Source organism: Streptomyces californicus, from assembly GCF_000717645.1.
Lineage (GTDB): Bacteria > Actinomycetota > Actinomycetes > Streptomycetales > Streptomycetaceae > Streptomyces > Streptomyces californicus.
Genome location: NZ_JNZZ01000005.1, coordinates 187,107 through 205,445, shown reverse-complemented (window position 1 = coordinate 205,445; position 18,339 = coordinate 187,107). Strand labels below are relative to the sequence as shown.

Genomic DNA, 18,339 nt, shown 5'->3' with positions numbered 1-18,339 from the left:
CGCCGACGAGCATGCATTCGATCAGTTTTGCGGCGTTCGAGCAAACTGGGTACAGGAAAGAGTCTTGTGCTGAGATGCCGCCGAGGTGTAAAGGGGCCCTCCGTTCCTCAGGGCTGCGACTGTTCCTTCCCCAAGACCGCGGCGGCTCTTCCCACCGGGCTGCGGCGGCACCGGAGCCTCGCACGGCGTCCGCGCCCCGCCCCGCCGACCACCGGACCTAGGTCCCCGGCCCGAGGACTGTCGACCGAGGCGCCGCGTGATCATCGGCTCTAGCGTGTCGGGCATGACCGAACCCGAACCCGCACGCAGCCGGGACCAGCGCAAACAGCACGTCCTGGCCCGACTGCGGCAGGACGACGACGCATGGGTGGGGACAGCCTCGTCAAGCGGCGTCCCCACACTCGTGCCGCTGTCGTTCTCCTGGGACGACGACACCGGCGTCCTGGTGATGTGTACCCGACGGACCAACCCGACCGCGGTCAACGTGACCCCCACCGGCCCGATCAGGGTGACGGTCGGCCACACGCGCGACGTCGTACTGATCGAGGGCGACGCGAGGGTCGTGGAGGGCGAGGAGCTGCCCACGGCACTCGGCGACGCGTTCGCCGCCAAACTCAGCTGGGACCCGCGCAAGGCCCCCCGCTGGGTGTTCCTGCTCATCACCCCCCACACGGTGCGTGCCTGGCGCGAGGAGAACGAACTCCCCGACCGTGACCTCATGACCGACGGCACCTGGCTGGTCTGACCCCACTCCACCTGACCGGTCGACCGCCCCCGCCCGGTGGCCGAGGTCACGACCGGCCCATCGCCCGCAGCCCCCTCCCGGCGCCCGTCACCGCGATCGGCCCGTCGGTGTCGGTACGCAGGACCCGCGCGCCCGCCGCCCGGAGGGCTCCCACCGTGCGGGGCGACGGGTGCCCGTACGGGTTGTCCGCACCGCAGGAGATGAGCGCCAGCCTCGGCCGTACGGAGTGGAGCAGCCCGGCGTCCTGGTAGGACGAGCCGTGGTGGGCCACCTTGAGGATGTCCACCGGACCCGACGCCTCCCCGCCCCGCAGCAGCTCCCGCTGGGCCGGCGGTTCGAGGTCCCCGAGGAGGAGCAGCGTCAGTCCGCCGGCCGCCCGCACCCTCAGGGTCACGCTGGAGTCGTTCGGCTCCCGCGCGGCCTCCGCTCCCCCGGGCCCGGGGCGGGGCCAGAGGACGCGCCAGTCGACCGGGCCCCACCTGCGGTGCTCCCCGGCCACGGCCCGCACGGTGGGAACCCCCGCCCCGGCCGCCGTCCGCCGCACGAACGCCGCCTGCTCGGGCGGCTCTTCGAGGCTCGTCGTCTGGATCGCGCCCACCGCCCGCCCTCGCAGCACGCCCGGCAGTCCGCGTACGTGGTCGGCGTGGAAGTGGGTCAGGACCACGAGCGGCACCCGGGTCACCGCGAGGTCGCGCAGACAACGGTCGATCGCGCGGGGGTCCGGCCCCGTGTCGACGACCACCCCCGTCCCCTTCCCCGCCGCGAGCACCATCGCATCGCCCTGCCCCACGTCGCAGAGGGCGAACGCCCAGCCGGGCGGCGGCCATCCGGTCATGATCCGGGTCAGCGGGACCGGGCGCAGCACCACGAGCACGAGGAGCAGTCCGGCGGCCGCGCAGACCCAGGGCCGGCGGGCCAGCCTCGGGGCCACGCACACGAGCAGCACCGTGAGCCCGGCCAGCAGCGCCGCTCCCGGCCACCCTCCGGGCCACTGGGCCTCCGCTCCGGGAAGCCCCGCTCCCGTAAGGGCGACCGTGGCGATCCACCCGACCGGCCATCCCGCGACCCGGGCCAGCAGTTCGGCCACCGGCGGGGCGACCGGGGCGACGGCGAGCGCCGCGAACCCGAGCACCGTCGCCGGCGCCACGGCGAACTCCGCCAGCAGGTTGCACGGGACCGCCACCAGGCTCACCCGCGACGCCAGGACCACCACCACGGGGGCGCACACGGCCTGCGCGGCGGCCGCCGCCGCCAGCACCTCGGCGAGTCTTCCCGGCACGCGCCGCGCACGCAGGGCGAGGCTCCAGCGCGGGGCGATCGTCAGCAGCGCCCCGGTGGCCAGGACCGACAGCAGGAAGCCGTAACTGCGGGCGAGCCAGGGGTCGTAGAGCACCAGCAGGACGACTGCCGCCGCCAGCGCGGGGATCAGGGACCTCCGGCGGCCCGTGCCGATCGCGAGGAGCGTGATGAGTCCGCAGGCCGCGGCGCGGAGCACGCTCGGCTCCGGGCGGCATACGACGATGAACGCGAGCGTCATCGCACCGCCGATCACCGCGGTCGTCCGCAGCGAGAGCCCCAGGACCGGTGCCAGGCCCCGTCGTTCCGCGCTCAGCGCCGCCCCCGGAGGCCCCACGAGCAGGAACAGGAGGATCGACAGATTCGCACCGGAAACGCTCAGAAGGTGTGTCAGGTCGGTCGCCTTGAACGCCTCGTGCAGTTCGGGCGGAACTCTGGATGTGTCGCCGACCACCAGCCCCGGCAGCAGCGCCCGCGCGTCCGCGTCCAGCCCGTCCGTCGCCTCCCGCAGGCCGGCCCGCAGCTCCCCCGCCGCACGCTGGATCCACGTCGGAGGTCCGGTGATCCGGGGCGGCCCCTCACCCTCCACCCGCAGGACCGCCGCGAGCCGTTCGCCCTCGTGGGCGGGCGGGGAGAGACGGCCGCTCAGCCGCAGCCGGGTGGACGGCAGCAGCTTCCGCCACTCCGCCCGGTGGTCGTCCGCCGCGACCATGAGCAGCACCGGGGTGCGGACCCGGGCGTGCCGGGCGTGCCGCCCCTGGACGGCCCGCACCTCCGTGACCTCGGCGTTCAGCAGGAGAAGCGGACGCGTGCTGTGGCTGCCCCGCACCGCCGGGCGCGTCGCGCGGGGGTCCGAGGTCACCCGGACGTCGGCGTCGACCCGCACGTACTCCCGCGCCAGCACGGGCACGGGCCCACGCCGCACGTCGGCCCCGTGCAGCCCGGCCACCGCGGCGCCACCCGCCGCGCACAGCAGCACCGCTCCCCCGGCAGCGGCGAGCCTGGCCCGTCCGGCCGCTCGCCCATTTCCTTGAGGGCCTCCCCGGGGGTGCGGAGCCTCCTGCCCCCCGTGAGCCCGCTCCCCCTGCCCCCGCCCGCCGGGCTGCTGTCGGGCCTGCTCCCGCCGGCCGGGCTCCGGCTGGGCCCGTCCCCACCCCCTCGACTCCTGACGGCTCTGTCCCCACCCCCTCGGGCCCTGCTGGTCGTGCGAGGACCGCAGTGCCTCCTGGCCACCCGGCGCCTCCCGGTTCCGCGGCGCATCCCGGCTCCCCGATGGCCTCGCGAGCATTGGGATCCTTGTGCGCGAGGCCACCGCCAGCAGGGTCAACGCGAGCACCGCACACATGACGCTCACCGCCGCCACCCACCTACCCGGGAGCCCCAGCGAGATCGCGGCCGCGCCCCAGACCGCCAGCGCCGGCGGAACCAGCCGCAGGTCCGCGAGCCCCTCCGGCCTCTCTCCGGCCCGCCCCGGCACCCCCGGTCCGCCGCCCCGGTCTCCCCGGGCATCCGACACTTCCGGCTCCCCCTGGCATGCCCTCAGCGGAGCTTCCGGGAGCGCCGCAGCGGGCGATCCGGCCACCGCCGCTCCGTCCCGCAGCCCTCGCCCGTGGCCCGCGTCTCCCCTGACGCCCCTCCCCACGCCCGGGACCGCGCCCCTCCGGACGTCGGACCGGGGCTCGCGGCCGCTCATGGCCGTACGAGCGGCTGGAGGTCGGCGAAACGGCGGTCGCCGATGCCGTTGACCTGGCGGAGTTCGTCGACGGACCGGAACCCGTTGTTCTCCGTGCGGTAGTCGATCATGTGCTGGGCCAGCACGGGCCCGACCCCCGGCAGGGCTTCGAGCTGTTCCGCGGTCGCGGTGTTCAGGCTCAACGGCCCCGAAGGCCCGCCACCGCCCGTCGTGCCGGTCTGCCCTCCGCCGGTGGACGCTCCACCGCCCGCCGCTCCCGTGAGGGACGAGCCGGGCGGGAGGCCCACGACCACCTGCTCCCCGTCCGTCAGAACCCGCGCCCGGTTGAGCCCCGTCAGATCCGTACCGACGCGCACTCCGCCCGCCGCTTCGAGCGCGTCCGCCACCCGCGAACCAGCCGGGAGCCGCCGAACCCCCGGCCTGCGCACCTTGCCGCTCACATCGACGACGATCTGCCCGCCGTCTCCGCCGTCTCCGCCGCCCTCGGGAGGCGGCTGCCCGGCAGCCGGGCGGGGCACCGGGTCCGGAGCGCCCGCGCGTAACGCGTCCGGTGTCGGTCCCGGTACGACCGCCTCGTCCGCGACCGGCTCCGGCACGCCCACGGTCTGCGGGCCCGAGGACCAGAAGTGGAACACCGCCAGGGCCACGGCCGCGATCAGCACCAGGCCGAGCGCCACCGGCGTGCGCGGGGCCATTCCGCACCGGAGCCTCACCCACAGCGGCAGCCTCTCCCGGACCACGGACGTCAGACGGCGCAGCTTCGAGCTGTCCCCCGCCGCCCGGTCCACCCCGTCGGCAGGGGGCCCCGGTTCGGCTGCGAGGTCGCGCGCCACCTCAGGTCCCACCGGGTCAGGTCCCGCCACCTCAGGTCCCACCGGGTCAGGTGAGAACGCGGCCACCGGCGCCCGCACGCTTTCCGCAGGCGCGGGCCCCGCTCCCGGCTCCTGCACAGGGCAGCTTGCGGCCGCAAGCGGCCCGGGCTCACCGGGACCGCCGCCCCCGCCGAACGCCCCGGCCATCAGCGCGTCCGCTCGGCTACGCCCGGCAGCCGACGCGAGAGCGGAACGTCGCGCGGCCCGCCGCCCGCCGGGGCGCGGGACAGAACGAGCGCCGGGCCCCGTCCCCGCCCGGCCGCCGGGGCGCGTACCGGCCGCGTGCCGTCCTCGTGCCGGGTGCCGCCCACTCAGCGGGTCCGGCGGCGGCAGAACAGGGAAGGAGGGATTGTCTCCCGAGCCGGGTGGTGAGGAGGTCCTCTCGACGGGCGACGACACAGCCGCGGGCGCCACCGCTGAGGTGGCCGAAGCGTCGGAAGTCGACGCCCAAGAGTTTCGAAGGGTCATGCCTCACGACGTTAGGCACAACTGCCGAACCTCGCTGAGCTGCACGGATATCTGTGGACGGCCCGGCAGTTGTGGATATCTCGGCCACCCCGCCGGGTGAAAATCCCGGGCCGCCCGCCCTCCCGACGCTCAGCGGAACACGCTCAAGACCCGTGCTCAGCGGCCACGCTCACCGCGCCGAGATCACCGCACCGAGCAGCCCCGGTCCCGTGTGCGCCCCGATCACCGCACCGACCTCGCTGACGTGGAGTTCGGCCAGTCCCGGCACGCGTTCACACAGCCGCTCCGCCAGGCGCTCAGCGCGCTCCGGGGCGGCGAGGTGGTGGACGGCGATGTCCACCGGAGCCGTACCCGCCCGCTCGGCGACGATCTCCTCCAGGCGCGCGATGGCCCGTGACGCCGTCCGTACCTTCTCCAGCATCTCGATCCGGCCTCCGTCGAGCTCCAGGATCGGCTTCACCGCCAGCGCGGAGCCCAGGAGCGCCTGGGCCGTACCGATACGGCCGCCCCGGCGCAGATAGTCGAGCGTGTCGACATAGAAATACGCGGAGGTGCCCTCGGCCCGCTTCTCCGCCGCCGCCACCGCCTCGTCCGGACCGCCGCCCGCCTCCACGGTCTCCGCCGCCGTGAGCGCGCAGAACCCCAGGGCCATGGCGACCATGCCGGTGTCCACCACACGCACCGGAACGGGAGCGTCCTTCGCCGCGACCACCGCGGCGTCGTACGTGCCCGAGAACTCCGCCGACAGGTGCAGCGACACCACCGCGTCCGCGCCGTTCTCGGCCGCCGCCCGGTAGGTCTCCGCGAAGACCGCGGGGCTGGGACGGGACGTGGTCACGGAGTGGCGTTTCTGCAGAGCCTGGGCAAGCGAGCGCGCCGAGATCTCGGTGCCCTCCTCCAGCGCCCGGTCGCCCAGGACGACGGTCAGCGGCACCGCGGTGATGCCGTGCCGTTCCATCGTCGGGCGCGGCAGGTAGGCCGTGGAATCGGTGACGATAGCGACATGGCGGGACATGAGCCGGAGGTTACCTGGCGTGCCGGGACCGCGGCAGCCCGGCCCCGGCCCAGTGATCGCTCCTGGCCGCTTCGGAGTGAATCCGCCCGTCCGCCGTCGGCCCTCGCTCGTCGGTAAGCGTGACGCCCGCACATAGCCATGTAGCCACGTGCCCGGGACGAGTGGCCGGGCTCGCGGAACGGAGCCGATCGCATGACGATGAAGCGTGCGCCTCGGGAGCCGTGCGTCAGTCAGTGGCCGTGCGTCAGTTCGTCGTCTCCGGTCGGGTGCTCTTCTGCCAGGGGTAGGTCGTACGCAGCCGCGGGTCCGGGGCGGTGATCGCCTGGGGGCTCTCCTCGCGGGCCGGGCCGGACCACGCCTCGTCGGCCGTGCTGCTGTTCGTGGCCGAGGGGTCTGTGGTGGCGGCCGGATCGGGCCAGTCCGTGCCCGGCCCCCGCCCCGGTGACGCGGCGTTCTTCGCACCACCGCTCTGTGCGGGCTCGTCCGTGGTCCAGTGGCGCAACGCGCCGGCCTCGATGTCGATCTGGGCGTTCAGCGCGTCCAAGTCGTCGTCGGCGAACTGCCGGGCCCGGTCCCTCGCCGCCCAGCGCAGCGATTCCGCCGAGTGCGTGATCTGCCGCGTGCGCTCCCTCAGCTTGGGCAGCAGGCTCGCGACCGTCGTCCGGTCGGGCTCCCGCTCCAGCCGCTTCAGCTCGTCGTCCAGCTCAAGCCCGTGGGCGCTCAGCCTCCGGAACAGGGCCACCGACTCGGCCAGCGAAGCGTCCTCGGCGGCACCGGCGTGCAGGGCGTCCTGGGTGGCCCGCATCGAGGTGCGCAGGGAGAGCCGCAACTGCGCGAGCTCGCCCGCGACGCCCGGCTGGCCGAAGCTCTTGGCCCGGAGCGTGGTGTCCTCCACCGTGCGGCGGGCCTGCGTGATCGTGCGGTCCACACCGCGTTTCGCCGCTCCGACGGCCTTCACGGTCGCATAGACGCCCAGGGCGATGAACACGACGACGAGCAGCGCCAGGATCGTGATCACGGCTTCCATGAATGCCCCTCGGTGTCTCGAATGCGTCCGCCGATACCGGCCGCCCCTCCACCGTAAACGGAAAGGGCAGGCCGAGGGTTCCTTCGGAACCCCCAACCTGCCCGTAGGGGATGGCCCCCAACCGCCGGCGGATCACCCGCGCACGGGGCACGCCTGCCGGCCGCACACGCGGTCGCACCCCTGCGGATCGGCCGCACGCGCAACGACCGCCTGGGGGTCGACGCGCGTGCGGCGGACGTCACGCCGGAACGATGTTCACCAGCTTCGGCGCGCGCACGATCACCTTGCGGATGCCCGCACCGCCCAGCGCCGCGACGACCGCCTCGTCGGCCAGGGCCAGCGCCTCCAGCTCCTCGTCGGTGATCGACGGCGAGATCTCCAGACGCGCCCGCACCTTGCCCTTGATCTGGACCACGCAGGTGACGGTCTCGTCGACGACGTACGCCGGGTCCGCCACGGGGAAGTCCTGGTGGACGACCGAGTCGGTGTGGCCCAGCCGCCGCCACAGCTCCTCCGCGATGTGCGGGGCCAGCGGGGCGATCAGCAGGACCAGCCGCTCGGCGACGGACCGCGACAGCGGGCCGCCGGCCTTGGTCAGGTGGTTGTTCAGCTCGGTGACCTTGGCGATGGCGGTGTTGAACCGCATGCCCGCCATGTCCTGGCCGACCCCGTCGATCGCCTTGTGCAGGGCGCGCAGCGTGTCCTCGTCCGGCTCCGTTTCGACGACGGTGACCTCACCGGTGACCTCGTCGACGACGTTGCGCCACAGGCGCTGCAGCAGCCGGTACTGGCCGACGACGGCCCGAGTGTCCCAGGGGCGCGACACGTCCAGGGGGCCCATCGCCATCTCGTACAGGCGCAGGGTGTCCGCGCCGAACTCGGCGCAGATCTCGTCCGGGGTGACCGCGTTCTTCAGGGACTTGCCCATCTTGCCCAGGACGCGGCTGACCTTCTCGCCGTCGTGGTAGAAGGCGCCGTCCCGCTCCTCCACCTCGGCGGCGGGGACGGCGATGCCCCGGGCGTCCCGGTAGACGAACGCCTGGATCATGCCCTGGTTGTACAGCTTGTGGAACGGCTCGGCGGAGGAGATGTGGCCCAGGTCGAACAGGACCTTCGACCAGAAGCGCGCGTACAGCAGGTGCAGTACGGCGTGCTCGGCGCCGCCGACGTACAGGTCGACGCCCCCGGTGGGCTGCCCCTCGCGCGGCCCCATCCAGTACTGCTCGATCGCCGGGTCGACCAGTTGGCGGTCGTTGTTCGGGTCCAGGTAGCGCAGCTCGTACCAGCAGGAACCCGCCCAGTTGGGCATGGTGTTGGTCTCGCGGCGGTAACTCCGCGGACCGGCGCCGTCGCCCAGGTCCAGCGTGACGTTGACCCAGTCGGCGTTGCGCGACAGCGGGGTCTCGGGCTGGGCCGAGGCGTCGTCCGGGTCGAAGGTGCGCGGCGAGTAGTCCTCGACCTCGGGCAGCTCCAGCGGCAGCATCGACTCGGGCAGCGGGTGGGCGATGCCGTCCTCGTCGTACACGATCGGGAAGGGCTCGCCCCAGTAGCGCTGCCGGCTGAACAGCCAGTCGCGCAGCCGGAAGTTGACGGTGCCCTCGCCCACACCGTGCTCACGCAGCCACTCGGTGATCTTCGCCTTGGCCTCGACGACGCCCAGGCCGTCCAGCGAGATCCCGTCGTTCGCGGAGTTGACCAGCTTCGCGTCGTACGAGCTGAACGCGTCGTCCCACGTGGAGGGGTCGGTTCCGCGGTCGTCGGAGGGCTGGACGACACAGCGCATCGGCAGCTCGAAGGCGCGCGCGAAGGCGAAGTCGCGGGTGTCGTGCGCCGGTACGGCCATGATCGCGCCGGTGCCGTAGCCCATCAGGACGTAGTCGGCGATGAAGACGGGCACCTTCTCGCCGCTGACGGGGTTGGTGGCGTACGCGCCGGTGAAGACCCCGGTCTTGTCCTTGGCCTCGGCCTGCCGCTCGACGTCGGACTTGGCGGCGGCCTGCTTGCGGTACGCGGTGACTGCCTCGGCCGGGTTCGCGTGACCACCGGTCCACACCGGGTGGGTGCCCTCGGGCCAGGCGGCCGGAATGATCCGCTCCACCATGTCGTGCTCGGGCGCCAGCACCATGTAGGTGGCCCCGAACAGGGTGTCCTGGCGGGTGGTGAAGACCGTGATGCCGCCCGCGGTGTCCACCGGGAACTCGACGCGGGCGCCTTCGGAGCGGCCGATCCAGTTGCGCTGCTGCAGCTTGATGGCCTCGGGCCAGTCCAGCCCGTCCAGGTCGTTCAGCAGCCGGTCGGCGTAGGCGGTGATGCGCATGTTCCACTGGCGCAGCTTGGCCTTGAAGACGGGGAAGTTCCCGCGCTCGGAGCGGCCGTCCGCGGTGACCTCCTCGTTGGCCAGGACGGTGCCCAGGCCGGGCGCCCAGTTGACCGGGGCGTCGGAGGCGTACGCCAGGCGGTACTCGCTCAGCAGGTCCGCGCGCTCGGTGGCGCTCAGCGCACCCCACTCACGGCCGTCGGGAGTGGCGCGCACGCCGCTCTCGAACTGCTCGACCAGCTCGGCGATCGGGCGGGCCCGGTCGGCTTCGGCGTCGTACCAGGAGTTGAAGATCTGCAGGAAGATCCACTGCGTCCACTTGTAGTACTCGGCGTCGATCGTCGCGAAAGAGCGGCGGCTGTCGTGCCCCAGGCCCAGCCGGCGCAGCTGGACCTTCATGTTCTCCATGTTGGCCTCGGTGGAGACCCGGGGGTGCGTGCCGGTCTGGACCGCGTACTGCTCGGCGGGCAGGCCGAACGCGTCGAAGCCCAGGGTATGCAGCACGTTGTGGCCGGTCATGCGCTGGTGACGGGCGTAGACGTCGGTGGCGATGTAGCCCAGCGGGTGGCCCACGTGCAGGCCCGCACCCGAGGGGTACGGGAACATGTCCATGATGAACTTCTTCGGCTTGGCGGCCTCCTCCGGGTCACCCGCCAGATCACCCGTGGGGTTCGGCGCCTCGTACGTCCCCTCGGCGTCCCAGAAGTCCTGCCAGCGTGCCTCGATGTCGGCGGCCATCGCCGCCGTGTAGCGGTGCGGCGCGGCCGTCTCGGCAGCGGAATTCGTCTCGCTCATGATCCTCAAAGCTCCATCGATCGTCATCTGCCGGGAAACGAAAAATCCCCTCGCACAGGAGGGGACGCCGCGCTGACTCCGACCAGGCGTTCTCACCGGTCGGGGCTGTTCAGCGCGGCTCGCTAAGCAGAAGGCGTACGGCACGCATGGCGTCAGGGTACCGCACGGCTCCGGAGGGCTGCGGGGAGTGACCGCAAGGCGGGCGACCGCGCGAAGGGGCCGGCGAGCGGGCGCGGGGCCGTCGGCCGACCGGAGAGAACCCGGGCCGGACCGGGCAGGACCGGATACGAAGAAGCGGGCCACTCGATCGAGTGGCCCGCTTCTTCACTGGAAGTTGTGGAGCTAAGGAGAATTGAACTCCTGACCTCCTGCATGCCATGCAGGCGCTCTACCAACTGAGCTATAGCCCCTTGTTGCGTTTCGCCCCGGTTTCCCTTGGCGACATCGAGAACATTACACGGTCCCCCCGGTGCTTCACCAAATCGTTTCCCCTTAGACCCGCTATGCCCGACTTGTCCGGCGTGAGGGACCTTCCGTCGCAGGTCAGACGGGTACAGGGCAGCGACGCGGAAAGACCGCACGACGGTGTGGAGCGACGACCCCGCAGTCGGCGGGCGGACGATCAGGCGGTCGCGAAGGAGTAGAAGCGCTTGAGGGTGCAGTGCTCCTCAAGGAGCCGCCCGTAGATCGGCTCCCCCTCCAGCTCCCGGTAGGTCTCGATCGGGTCGCCTTTTATGATCAGCGCCCGCGCGCACTCCTCGCACCAGTACTGGTACTCGGCGTTGACCGGGTCCATGTCCCTGACGATGGGCGTACCGCTGCCGCACCAGTCGCACTTACGCCTGTGTGCACCCATCAGTCAGCTCCAGCTGTGGCCGCAGGCCGTGCACACGTAGGAGACCCCTCCGTTGTCACCCAGCATCTGGGCGACGTGGGACGAACCGCAGGACGGACAGCCGAGACGGGATCGATCGTCGGACGCGACGGGGCCGGGGAGCGGGGCGGGGACAAGAGGCCGGTCGGGAACGTGTTCGCGACTCGCAGGCATCGCGCTCCTCCCGATCGGTACGTCGCCCCCTCCGGCGTTCCGATTCTGCCATGGCCCCGCAAGAGGGTCAGCCTGCCAGGTGCCCTCCATACAGAAGATCCCGCCCCCTGGACGGGGGCGGGATCTTGATTGTGGAGCTAAGGAGAATTGAACTCCTGACCTCCTGCATGCCATGCAGGCGCTCTACCAACTGAGCTATAGCCCCGCTGTCCGCTGCGTTCTCGGCGTTTCCGCCCTGCGAACAAGAAGAACTCTAGCCTGCGACCGGCCGGAATGCGAAATCCGGCCGGACCCGCTCGACGGCGGCCCGCGAGCCGCGCCTCAACACCGCTGGAACAGCCGTCTGTCGGGCCGTCCCGGCACCGTGCGTCCGTCGTCCGGGGGCTTCCGGTTCTGATCCGCCGGAGGCCCCTCAGTCGTCGTCGCCGAGCACCGGCTCCGGCAGCGTGCCGGCGTTGTGCTCCAGCAGGCGCCAGCCCCGTGCGCCCTCCCCGAGGACGGACCAGCAGCAGTTGGACAGCCCGCCGAGCCCTTCCCAGTGGTGTGCTTCCAGGCCGAGCAGCCGGCCGATCGTCGTCCGGATGGTGCCGCCGTGACTGACCACGACGAGCGTGCCGTTCTCCGGCAGCTTGTCGGCGTGCTCCAGGACGACCGGTGCCGCCCGGTCGGCGACCTCGGTCTCCAGCTCGCCACCGCCCCGGCGGACGGGCTCGCCGCGCTTCCAGGCCGCGTACTGCTCGCCGTACCGCTCGATGATCTCCTCGTGGGTCAGCCCCTGCCAGGCGCCCGCGTACGTCTCACGGAGTGCGGCGTCATGGGCGACCGGCAGACCGCTGACGGCGGACAGCTCGGCGGCCGTGGCCGCCGCCCGCCGGAGGTCGGACGCCACGATGGCGTCCGGCTTCAGCGAGGCGAGCAGCCTGGCGGCGCGGCGGGCCTGCCCGACACCGGCCTCGGTGAGCTCGATGTCCGTGGACCCCTGGAAGCGGCGCTCCAGGTTCCACGCCGTCTGGCCGTGCCGCCAGAGGACGATCCTGCGGCCCTTGCCGCTCCTGCTGGCGTTCAGCTCGGGTCACCTTCCGTGCCGCCGTGGAGCTGCGCGTGCTCCTCGGCCTTGCCCCGGGTCTTGACCGCGTCCTCGGGGAGGGCGATCTCCGGGCAGTCCTTCCACAGGCGCTCCAGCGCGTAGAAGACACGCTCCTCGCTGTGCTGGACGTGGATGACGATGTCGACGTAGTCGAGGAGGATCCAGCGGGCGTCGCGGTCGCCCTCACGGCGCACCGGCTTGGCGCCGAGCTCCTTCTGGAGCCGCTCCTCGATCTCGTCGACGATCGACTTGACCTGGCGGTCGTTGGGGGCCGAGGCCAGCAGGAAGGCGTCGGTGATCGACAGCACATCGCTGACGTCGTAGGCGATGATGTCGTGCGCGAGCCGGTCGGCGGCCGCCTGGGCGGCGGCGTTGATGAGCTCGATGGAGCGGTCCGTGGCGGTCACATGCAGGCTTTCGTCGGCGGTCGGATACAACCTCCAGGGTCTCACGGACCGCCGACAGAGCCTTACTGCGTTTCTCGCGGCTCCCGTCGGGCGGTGCCGGAGCACCGCCCGACGGGACGTGCGGGCTACGGGAGCTTGTAGTCCTGGCCGAGGACCGCGGACACGTCGGCGTTGGCGGCCGGCTCGCCCTTCTTCACGTCGCCGGCGGAGAGCCCCAGGGTCTTGGCCACCTCGACGGCCTTCTCCTTGTCCTCGTCGGCGCGGTAGAGCACGACGGACGACGCCTCGGATCCCGCCTTTCCGCTGTCCACGAAGGCGTAGCCGCCGTTGACGAGCTGGACGCGGGCGGCCTCGGGCGCCTTCTCGCTCCCGGTGGCGTTGCGTACGGCGACCCGGAGCGGTGCGCCCGCCTCCGGGGCCTTCACCGTGCCGCCTAGGACCGTCTTGACGACGTCCTTGGTGTCGGCCTCGGTGAGCGTGCCGTCCTGCTGGACCGGCAGCACGGTCGTTCTGTAGTCGCCGACCTTGGCGCGCGAGGCCAGCTTGGCGAGCGAGGCGCCGAGGTCCTTCTCGGGCAGCGAGGGGTCGAGCACCTGGAGCAGCGTCTCGACGGTGACGGTCGCCGCCTTGGGGTCCTCGGAGATCTTGCGCAGGGTGGCGCGCATGACCTCGCCGAACCGCGACAGCTGCTTGGCCTCGGGCTCGCCCTGCGCGTGGTACGTGGCGTACGCGACGGCCATCGGGCCGCTCAGCGTCTGCGCCTCGCCCTTGTTGACGAGCGGCGCGTCGCCCTTCTTCGCACCGGGCACGTCGGTGTCGGTGTCGACCTCGATGTTGCCGACCAGTTCGACGAGGTTCTCCAGGTAGGGGGTGTCCAGCCGCCAGGTGCCGGTGATGCGGGTGCCCAGGAGGGTGTCGATCGCCTCGCGGGTGCCGGTCCTGCCGTCGTCCTCAACGGACTTGCCGAGTGTGGTGGTGGTCCCGTCGTCGCCGGCGACGGCGAGCGAGTTGGGCAGCAGGACGGTGGTGCCCTGCTTGGTGGTGGCGTTGTCGACGAGCAGGGCCGTCGAGGTGTCCCCGTTCTTCGTGTCGTGCAGGTGCACCACGATCATGTCGCGCTGCTGGGCGCCGGCGGCGACGGCCTTCTTCTCGTCCGATCCGGAGAGGCCCGGAATCATGTCGGCGGACCACAGGTAGCCGACCCCGCCGACGACGACGAGAGCGGCAACGACTATCAGCGCGATCATCCGGTGGCGGCCCTTGCGCCGGGCCTCCTCGCGCCGCTCGCTGCGGCTCTCGGTGAACTTGAGCCAGTCGATGACGTCCTCGGAGTCCTCGTCGGGTTCCTCGATGAACGAGAACTGCTCGGTGCGGTAGTCGGGAGCCTGCTCGCGCTGCCCAGGGACCGTGGCCTGCGTCTCCGCTTCGGGCTCCGCCGCGTCCGGCGGCCGCCGGCCGGGGGCCTGCCCCACGGGAGGCTGCTGCCCGGCCCGTTCGGGCTCCGGGGCGGTGCCCTGCTGCGGGATGCTCCACTGCTCGCCGGTGTCGACGGCGGCGGGCTGCTGCCCGGTGGCGTAGCCGTAGTCGGTGTACGCGGCGTAGTCGTACCCCTGCCCGCTCCCCTGCTCCTGCTGCTGCCGGCCGGCCTGGGAGTGGTCCGGCTGCCGCGGGCCCTGGTGACCGCCGTACGGGTCGTAACCCTGCGGCTGCTGGAGGGGGTTGCCGTACGCGTCGTACCCGTAGCCGTAGCCGGCGTCCTGGGCCTGGTGGCTCTGCTGTCCCTGACCCTGCTGGGCGGCGTAGGGGTCGTATCCCTGGCCCTGCTGCCCCTGCGGGTCGTACTGCTGGTGGCCCTGCGGCTGCCCCTGCTGCTGGTAGACCGGCTGCCCGTACGCGTCGTAGCCGACGATCTGCGGCTCCTGGTAGTACGGGTCGTACGGGTTCTGTCGGTCGTTCACCGGTGCCCCTCTCCGTGGCTCACTCGCCGCGGTACAGCTGGCGCTTGTCGATGTAGCGGACCACGCCGTCCGGCACCAGGTACCAGACCGGCTCCCCCTGCGCGACCCTCTCACGACAGTCCGTGGACGAGATCGCCAGCGCGGGCACCTCCACGAGGGAGACACCGCCCTCGGGCAGTCCGTCGTCCGTGAGCACGTGACCCGGGCGGGTCACACCGATGAAGTGGGAGAGCGAGAACAGCTCCTCCGCGTCGCGCCAGGTGAGGATCTGGGCCAACGCGTCGGCGCCGGTGATGAAGAAGAGGTCCGCGTCGCCGTGGACCTCGCGCAGGTCCCGCAGCGTATCGATGGTGTACGTCGGTCCGCCACGGTCGATGTCACTGCGGCTGACGGAGAACTGCGGGTTGGACGCGGTGGCGATGACCGTCATCAGATAGCGGTCCTCGGCCGGGGAGACCTGCTTGTGGCTCTTCTGCCACGGCTGCCCGGTCGGGACGAACACGACCTCGTCCAGATGGAACTGGGCGGCCACTTCACTGGCCGCCACCAGGTGTCCATGGTGGATCGGGTCGAATGTCCCGCCCATCACGCCGATACGGCGCTTCCCGGGGCCGGTAGGCACTTCCTGCTCTCCCATGCGTGCAGAGCCTACTGGCACAGCTGTACGCCCCCGGCTCAGCGGTCGCGGTTGAAGCTGATGGTGATGAACAGAAGCAGCATCAGCGCGACGAAGGCCCCGGCGCCGACGAAGTAGGGGTTGAGGCTTTCGTGGTTGCCGCCGCCCTCGCCCCCGGAGGCGAGAGTGGCCAGCTGGTGTGCGGTGCTCGTGAGGCTCATCTTCGGCAGGACCTATCGATCGTGAGTCGGAAGGAAGACGTCGGGGCCATCGTATGCGGGACCTCCGGGCACGCTCACGGCGACTCAGTCGTTGTTGTCGTCGTTGCGGTATCCACGCAGCAGGAACCAGGCGAGCAGTGCCGCTCCGAGGATCGAGACGAGCAGGACGATCCGGAGGGTGTCGCCCGGTCCCTGCTCCTCGGACGCGGCGGCGAGCAGTACGGCGGTGTGCGGCATTTCGGGCGCTCCTCAAAGTTATCCACAGCCCCCCGCACACCGTAGCGCCAGCGCATACGCTGGCATTTGTCCGGGGGACGAGCGACGACTCGTACGAACAGGGGGCCATCCATGACCGAAATCAGTCACGAGAACGTGCCGAGCAGGCAGCGCCGGCGTTTCCCCGGGATCTCCTCCCGGGCCTACGAGCACCCGGCCGACCGCTCGGCCCTGGTGGCCCTGCGCAAGCTGACCGGCTTCGACACCGTGTTCAAGGCGCTGAGCGGGCTGCTGCCGGAGCGCAGCCTGCGGCTGCTCTTCCTCTCCGACTCCGTCCGGGTGAGCGACGAGCAGTTCGCCCATCTCAACGACATGCTGCGCGACGCGTGTTACATCCTGGACCTGGAGAAGGTCCCGCCGATGTACGTGAAGCAGGACCCGCAGCCCAACGCCATGTGCATCGGGCTCGACGAGCCGATCATCGTGGTCACCACGGGCCTGGTCGAGCTGCTCGACGAGGAGGAGATGCGGGCGGTGGTGGGCCACGAGGTCGGCCACGCCCTGTCCGGCCACTCGGTGTACCGGACGATACTGCTGTTCCTGACCAACCTCGCCGTGAAGGTCGCCTGGATCCCGCTGGGGAACGTGGCGATCATGGCGATAGTGACGGCACTGCGCGAGTGGTTCCGCAAGTCGGAGCTGTCGGCTGACCGGGCCGGGCTGCTGGTCGGCCAGGACATACAGGCGTCCATGCGCGGCCTGATGAAGATCGCGGGCGGCAACCACCTGCACGAGATGAACGTGGACGCGTTCCTCGCCCAGGCCGACGAGTACGAGAAGGGCGGCGACCTCCGCGACTCCGTCCTCAAGATCCTCAACGTGCTGCCGCGCACGCACCCGTTCACCACGGTGCGGGCCGCCGAGTTGAAGAAGTGGTCGGAGACCCGCGAGTTCCAGCGGCTCATGGACGGCCACTACCCGCGGCGCGACGAGGACAAGGACGCCTCGGTGTCCGACTCGTTCCGGGAGTCCGCCGCGCACTACGCGGACACGGTGCGCACCAGCAAGGATCCGCTGATGAAGCTCGTGGGCGACATCGCCGGCGGCGCGGGGGACCTCGGCGGCAAGCTGCGGGACAAGTTCACCGGAGCGGGCGCCGGCGGCTCCGCTACGAACGGGGCGCCGGGCCGGCCTCAGGACCCGGAGGAGGGGAGCTCGGGGCCGTCGGGGCCGTCGGGGCCGTTGAAGGATTGACGGCCGCCAGCGTTCCGCAGAGGGCCGCCGTCGGCGATCCTGTGGCGTACGGGTCGGTGGCGGCGGGTCCGCGGGCGTCGGCCCGCTGTCCGGCCAGGAGCGGGCGGAGCGTCCCGGTGGCGTCGGCCGAGCAGGACTGGGGCCCCGCCTGGACGTGTGCGGTGCGCACCTCCAGGCGGTGCAGCCGCAGGTCCTCACGGTCGAAGCGGAAGTGGAGTTCGCGCCGCACGGTGAACAGGGAGGCGTCGTCCTCGCGCGGGGCCCGGTCCGCGGGGCGTAGGGCGTAGGTGAAGGTGTGGTCCGAGACGACGCCGAGAACGCCCGCCGCCTCCTCCTCGTAGCCGAGGGTGCCCTGGACCCGGATCTCGGGGTCGGCGAGTTCCACGCGCGCCGGGTCGAAGCGGACCAGCCAGCCGGATGCGGCATGGGCCCCGTCGTCCTCCGGGCTGCTCAGGCTGCGTTCGAACTGGGGGCGCTGGTCCGGGTCGAGGAGGTGCTCGACCGGTCGGCGTACGGAGCCGGTGAGCACGTCGGGGTTCAGGGAGGACTCCACCAGGTAGTCCTTGACGGTGGCGAGGGCGGCGGTGATCTGGCTGTCGGAGAAGTTCCGCGTGCGTTCCACGGCGGGGAAGTTGATGCCCGCCGCGCCCGAGCGGAAGCCGGAGACCGGCGTGGCCCGGTACAGCCGCTCGGGTGATCCGCCCGGCACAGCGCCCCGTGGGGCCAGGGGGATGACGGTGGTCCGCAGGGGTTCCGCCCGGCGGACGGCGGGCTGAGGGTAGGGGGTGCGGAAGCCGATGTACACGGCCACCGCGAAGGCGATGGCGATGAGGACGACCAGGGCTATGGCGGCCCGGGAGCCGCTGCCGCCGCCCCGGACGAGGACCTGTTCCTCGGGCAGGGTGCGGACGGCCCGGGAGTGCCGGCCCATCCGTTCCTCGGCGGAGAACTCCTGCATGCGGGCAGCCCGGACGAACGATTCGTCGAAGACGAGCGAGCGGTATTCGTCCTCGCCGCCCGCGGAGTTCTCGGGCGGGCCGTCCGGCGGTTCTGAGCGGCCTGTCATGACTTCTCTCCCGATCCCCACACCGTTCGGTTCGGTGCGCAACGGTCTGCTTCGGCCCAGCGGCGTCCGGCAGCGAGAAGCCCCCCTGGGAGCGAGGGGTCACATCTTGAGGGTAGGTCGATTGCGGCTCACGTAAACGCGGAGAGCACCGGGAACCGCGGGAGTGCCGGGGGTGGCCGTCGGCGATCGGGTGACGGGAGGGAGAGGAGGGCCGGATGCGGCGACGGGGGCGATCCGA

The 18,339-nt window shown here is 71.9% G+C and carries 16 protein-coding genes and 2 tRNA genes; 2 read left to right on the top strand and 16 right to left on the bottom strand.

Annotated elements, in window-relative coordinates; all coding sequences use genetic code 11:
• The first annotated feature begins 283 nt into the window (after positions 1–283).
• Positions 284–745: a pyridoxamine 5'-phosphate oxidase family protein gene (locus IF19_RS0108950; RefSeq protein ID WP_030119171.1), complete on the top strand. Its 462-nt coding sequence runs from the start codon at positions 284–286 to the stop codon at positions 743–745.
• 46 nt (positions 746–791) lie between these two features.
• On the opposite strand, the gene IF19_RS0108945 is transcribed toward IF19_RS0108950, so the two are convergent.
• The 15 genes from IF19_RS0108945 to IF19_RS1000000137600 all read right to left on the bottom strand — a co-directional run bounded on the left by IF19_RS0108945 (position 792) and on the right by IF19_RS1000000137600 (position 15,802).
• Complete coding sequence (locus IF19_RS0108945; RefSeq protein WP_418952726.1) at positions 792–3,329, bottom strand: ComEC/Rec2 family competence protein; 2,538 nt, start codon at positions 3,327–3,329, stop codon at positions 792–794.
• Between the two features lie 401 nt (positions 3,330–3,730).
• The gene (locus IF19_RS1000000137950) at positions 3,731–4,429 is read right to left on the bottom strand and encodes a ComEA family DNA-binding protein (protein ID WP_030119174.1); all 699 of its coding nucleotides are present in this window, start codon (positions 4,427–4,429) and stop codon (positions 3,731–3,733) included.
• Between the two features lie 814 nt (positions 4,430–5,243).
• Positions 5,244–6,089, bottom strand: coding sequence for a DegV family protein (locus IF19_RS0108935; protein ID WP_030119175.1), 846 nt, complete (start codon positions 6,087–6,089; stop codon positions 5,244–5,246).
• 244 nt (positions 6,090–6,333) lie between these two features.
• Entirely contained in the window at positions 6,334–7,116 is a 783-nt protein-coding gene (locus tag IF19_RS0108930; RefSeq protein WP_030119176.1) for a hypothetical protein, read from the bottom strand.
• Positions 7,117–7,354: 238 nt separating this feature from the next.
• Positions 7,355–10,228 carry a leucine--tRNA ligase gene (gene leuS / locus IF19_RS0108925; RefSeq protein ID WP_030120277.1) on the bottom strand — a complete coding sequence of 958 codons (2,874 nt, stop codon included), beginning with the start codon at positions 10,226–10,228 and terminating at the stop codon, positions 7,355–7,357.
• A gap of 337 nt (positions 10,229–10,565) precedes the next feature.
• A tRNA-Ala gene (locus IF19_RS0108920) sits at positions 10,566–10,638 on the bottom strand.
• Positions 10,639–10,850: 212 nt separating this feature from the next.
• The gene (locus tag IF19_RS0108915; RefSeq protein ID WP_003969224.1) at positions 10,851–11,084 is read right to left on the bottom strand and encodes a hypothetical protein; all 234 of its coding nucleotides are present in this window, start codon (positions 11,082–11,084) and stop codon (positions 10,851–10,853) included.
• A 3-nt stretch (positions 11,085–11,087) separates the two neighbouring features.
• On the bottom strand, positions 11,088–11,276 hold the full coding sequence (locus tag IF19_RS1000000138160) for a hypothetical protein (protein ID WP_078580557.1): 189 nt from the start codon (positions 11,274–11,276) through the stop codon (positions 11,088–11,090).
• Positions 11,277–11,408: 132 nt separating this feature from the next.
• Positions 11,409–11,481: transfer RNA gene (locus IF19_RS0108910), tRNA-Ala, on the bottom strand.
• Positions 11,482–11,688: 207 nt separating this feature from the next.
• Positions 11,689–12,342 (bottom strand): histidine phosphatase family protein, encoded by a 654-nt coding sequence (locus tag IF19_RS0108905; RefSeq protein WP_030277156.1) that lies wholly within the window; start codon positions 12,340–12,342, stop codon positions 11,689–11,691.
• Positions 12,339–12,770 (bottom strand): ribosome silencing factor, encoded by a 432-nt coding sequence (rsfS, locus tag IF19_RS0108900; protein WP_030119180.1) that lies wholly within the window; start codon positions 12,768–12,770, stop codon positions 12,339–12,341. Before rsfS ends, IF19_RS0108905 begins: the two co-directional genes overlap by 4 nt.
• 125 nt (positions 12,771–12,895) lie before the next feature.
• On the bottom strand, positions 12,896–14,728 hold the full coding sequence (locus IF19_RS0108895) for an LCP family protein (protein WP_030119181.1): 1,833 nt from the start codon (positions 14,726–14,728) through the stop codon (positions 12,896–12,898).
• 19 nt (positions 14,729–14,747) lie between these two features.
• Positions 14,748–15,365, bottom strand: coding sequence for a nicotinate-nucleotide adenylyltransferase (gene nadD / locus IF19_RS0108890; protein WP_030119182.1), 618 nt, complete (start codon positions 15,363–15,365; stop codon positions 14,748–14,750).
• Between the two features lie 38 nt (positions 15,366–15,403).
• Positions 15,404–15,565, bottom strand: coding sequence for a hypothetical protein (locus IF19_RS1000000137605; RefSeq protein ID WP_032746079.1), 162 nt, complete (start codon positions 15,563–15,565; stop codon positions 15,404–15,406).
• An 84-nt stretch (positions 15,566–15,649) separates the two neighbouring features.
• Positions 15,650–15,802, bottom strand: coding sequence for a hypothetical protein (locus IF19_RS1000000137600; protein ID WP_032748091.1), 153 nt, complete (start codon positions 15,800–15,802; stop codon positions 15,650–15,652).
• Positions 15,803–15,913: 111 nt separating this feature from the next.
• Between IF19_RS1000000137600 and IF19_RS0108875 the strand changes: the two genes are divergently transcribed.
• Positions 15,914–17,035, top strand: a complete 1,122-nt coding sequence (locus IF19_RS0108875; RefSeq protein ID WP_030119183.1) for a M48 family metallopeptidase — start codon at positions 15,914–15,916, stop codon at positions 17,033–17,035.
• Here IF19_RS0108875 and IF19_RS0108870 read toward each other — a convergent pair.
• Complete coding sequence (locus IF19_RS0108870; RefSeq protein ID WP_030277154.1) at positions 16,950–18,101, bottom strand: SCO2583 family membrane protein; 1,152 nt, start codon at positions 18,099–18,101, stop codon at positions 16,950–16,952. The genes IF19_RS0108875 and IF19_RS0108870 overlap by 86 nt on opposite strands.
• Positions 18,102–18,339 lie beyond the last annotated feature (238 nt).

What these genes read in the sequence shown, in the direction of transcription:
- IF19_RS0108950 (WP_030119171.1), top strand. Translation starts at nt 284, where the DNA reads ATGACCGAACCCGAACCCGCACGCAGCCGGGACCAGCGCAAACAGCAC.
- IF19_RS0108945 (WP_418952726.1), bottom strand. Translation starts at nt 3,329, where the DNA reads ATGCTCGCGAGGCCATCGGGGAGCCGGGATGCGCCGCGGAACCGGGAG.
- IF19_RS1000000137950 (WP_030119174.1), bottom strand. Translation starts at nt 4,429, where the DNA reads ATGGCCCCGCGCACGCCGGTGGCGCTCGGCCTGGTGCTGATCGCGGCC.
- IF19_RS0108935 (WP_030119175.1), bottom strand. Translation starts at nt 6,089, where the DNA reads ATGTCCCGCCATGTCGCTATCGTCACCGATTCCACGGCCTACCTGCCG.
- IF19_RS0108930 (WP_030119176.1), bottom strand. Translation starts at nt 7,116, where the DNA reads ATGGAAGCCGTGATCACGATCCTGGCGCTGCTCGTCGTCGTGTTCATC.
- leuS (WP_030120277.1), bottom strand. Translation starts at nt 10,228, where the DNA reads ATGAGCGAGACGAATTCCGCTGCCGAGACGGCCGCGCCGCACCGCTAC.
- IF19_RS0108915 (WP_003969224.1), bottom strand. Translation starts at nt 11,084, where the DNA reads ATGGGTGCACACAGGCGTAAGTGCGACTGGTGCGGCAGCGGTACGCCC.
- IF19_RS1000000138160 (WP_078580557.1), bottom strand. Translation starts at nt 11,276, where the DNA reads ATGCCTGCGAGTCGCGAACACGTTCCCGACCGGCCTCTTGTCCCCGCC.
- nadD (WP_030119182.1), bottom strand. Translation starts at nt 15,365, where the DNA reads ATGGGAGAGCAGGAAGTGCCTACCGGCCCCGGGAAGCGCCGTATCGGC.
- IF19_RS1000000137605 (WP_032746079.1), bottom strand. Translation starts at nt 15,565, where the DNA reads ATGAGCCTCACGAGCACCGCACACCAGCTGGCCACTCTCGCCTCCGGG.
- IF19_RS1000000137600 (WP_032748091.1), bottom strand. Translation starts at nt 15,802, where the DNA reads ATGCCGCACACCGCCGTACTGCTCGCCGCCGCGTCCGAGGAGCAGGGA.
- IF19_RS0108875 (WP_030119183.1), top strand. Translation starts at nt 15,914, where the DNA reads ATGACCGAAATCAGTCACGAGAACGTGCCGAGCAGGCAGCGCCGGCGT.
- IF19_RS0108870 (WP_030277154.1), bottom strand. Translation starts at nt 18,101, where the DNA reads ATGACAGGCCGCTCAGAACCGCCGGACGGCCCGCCCGAGAACTCCGCG.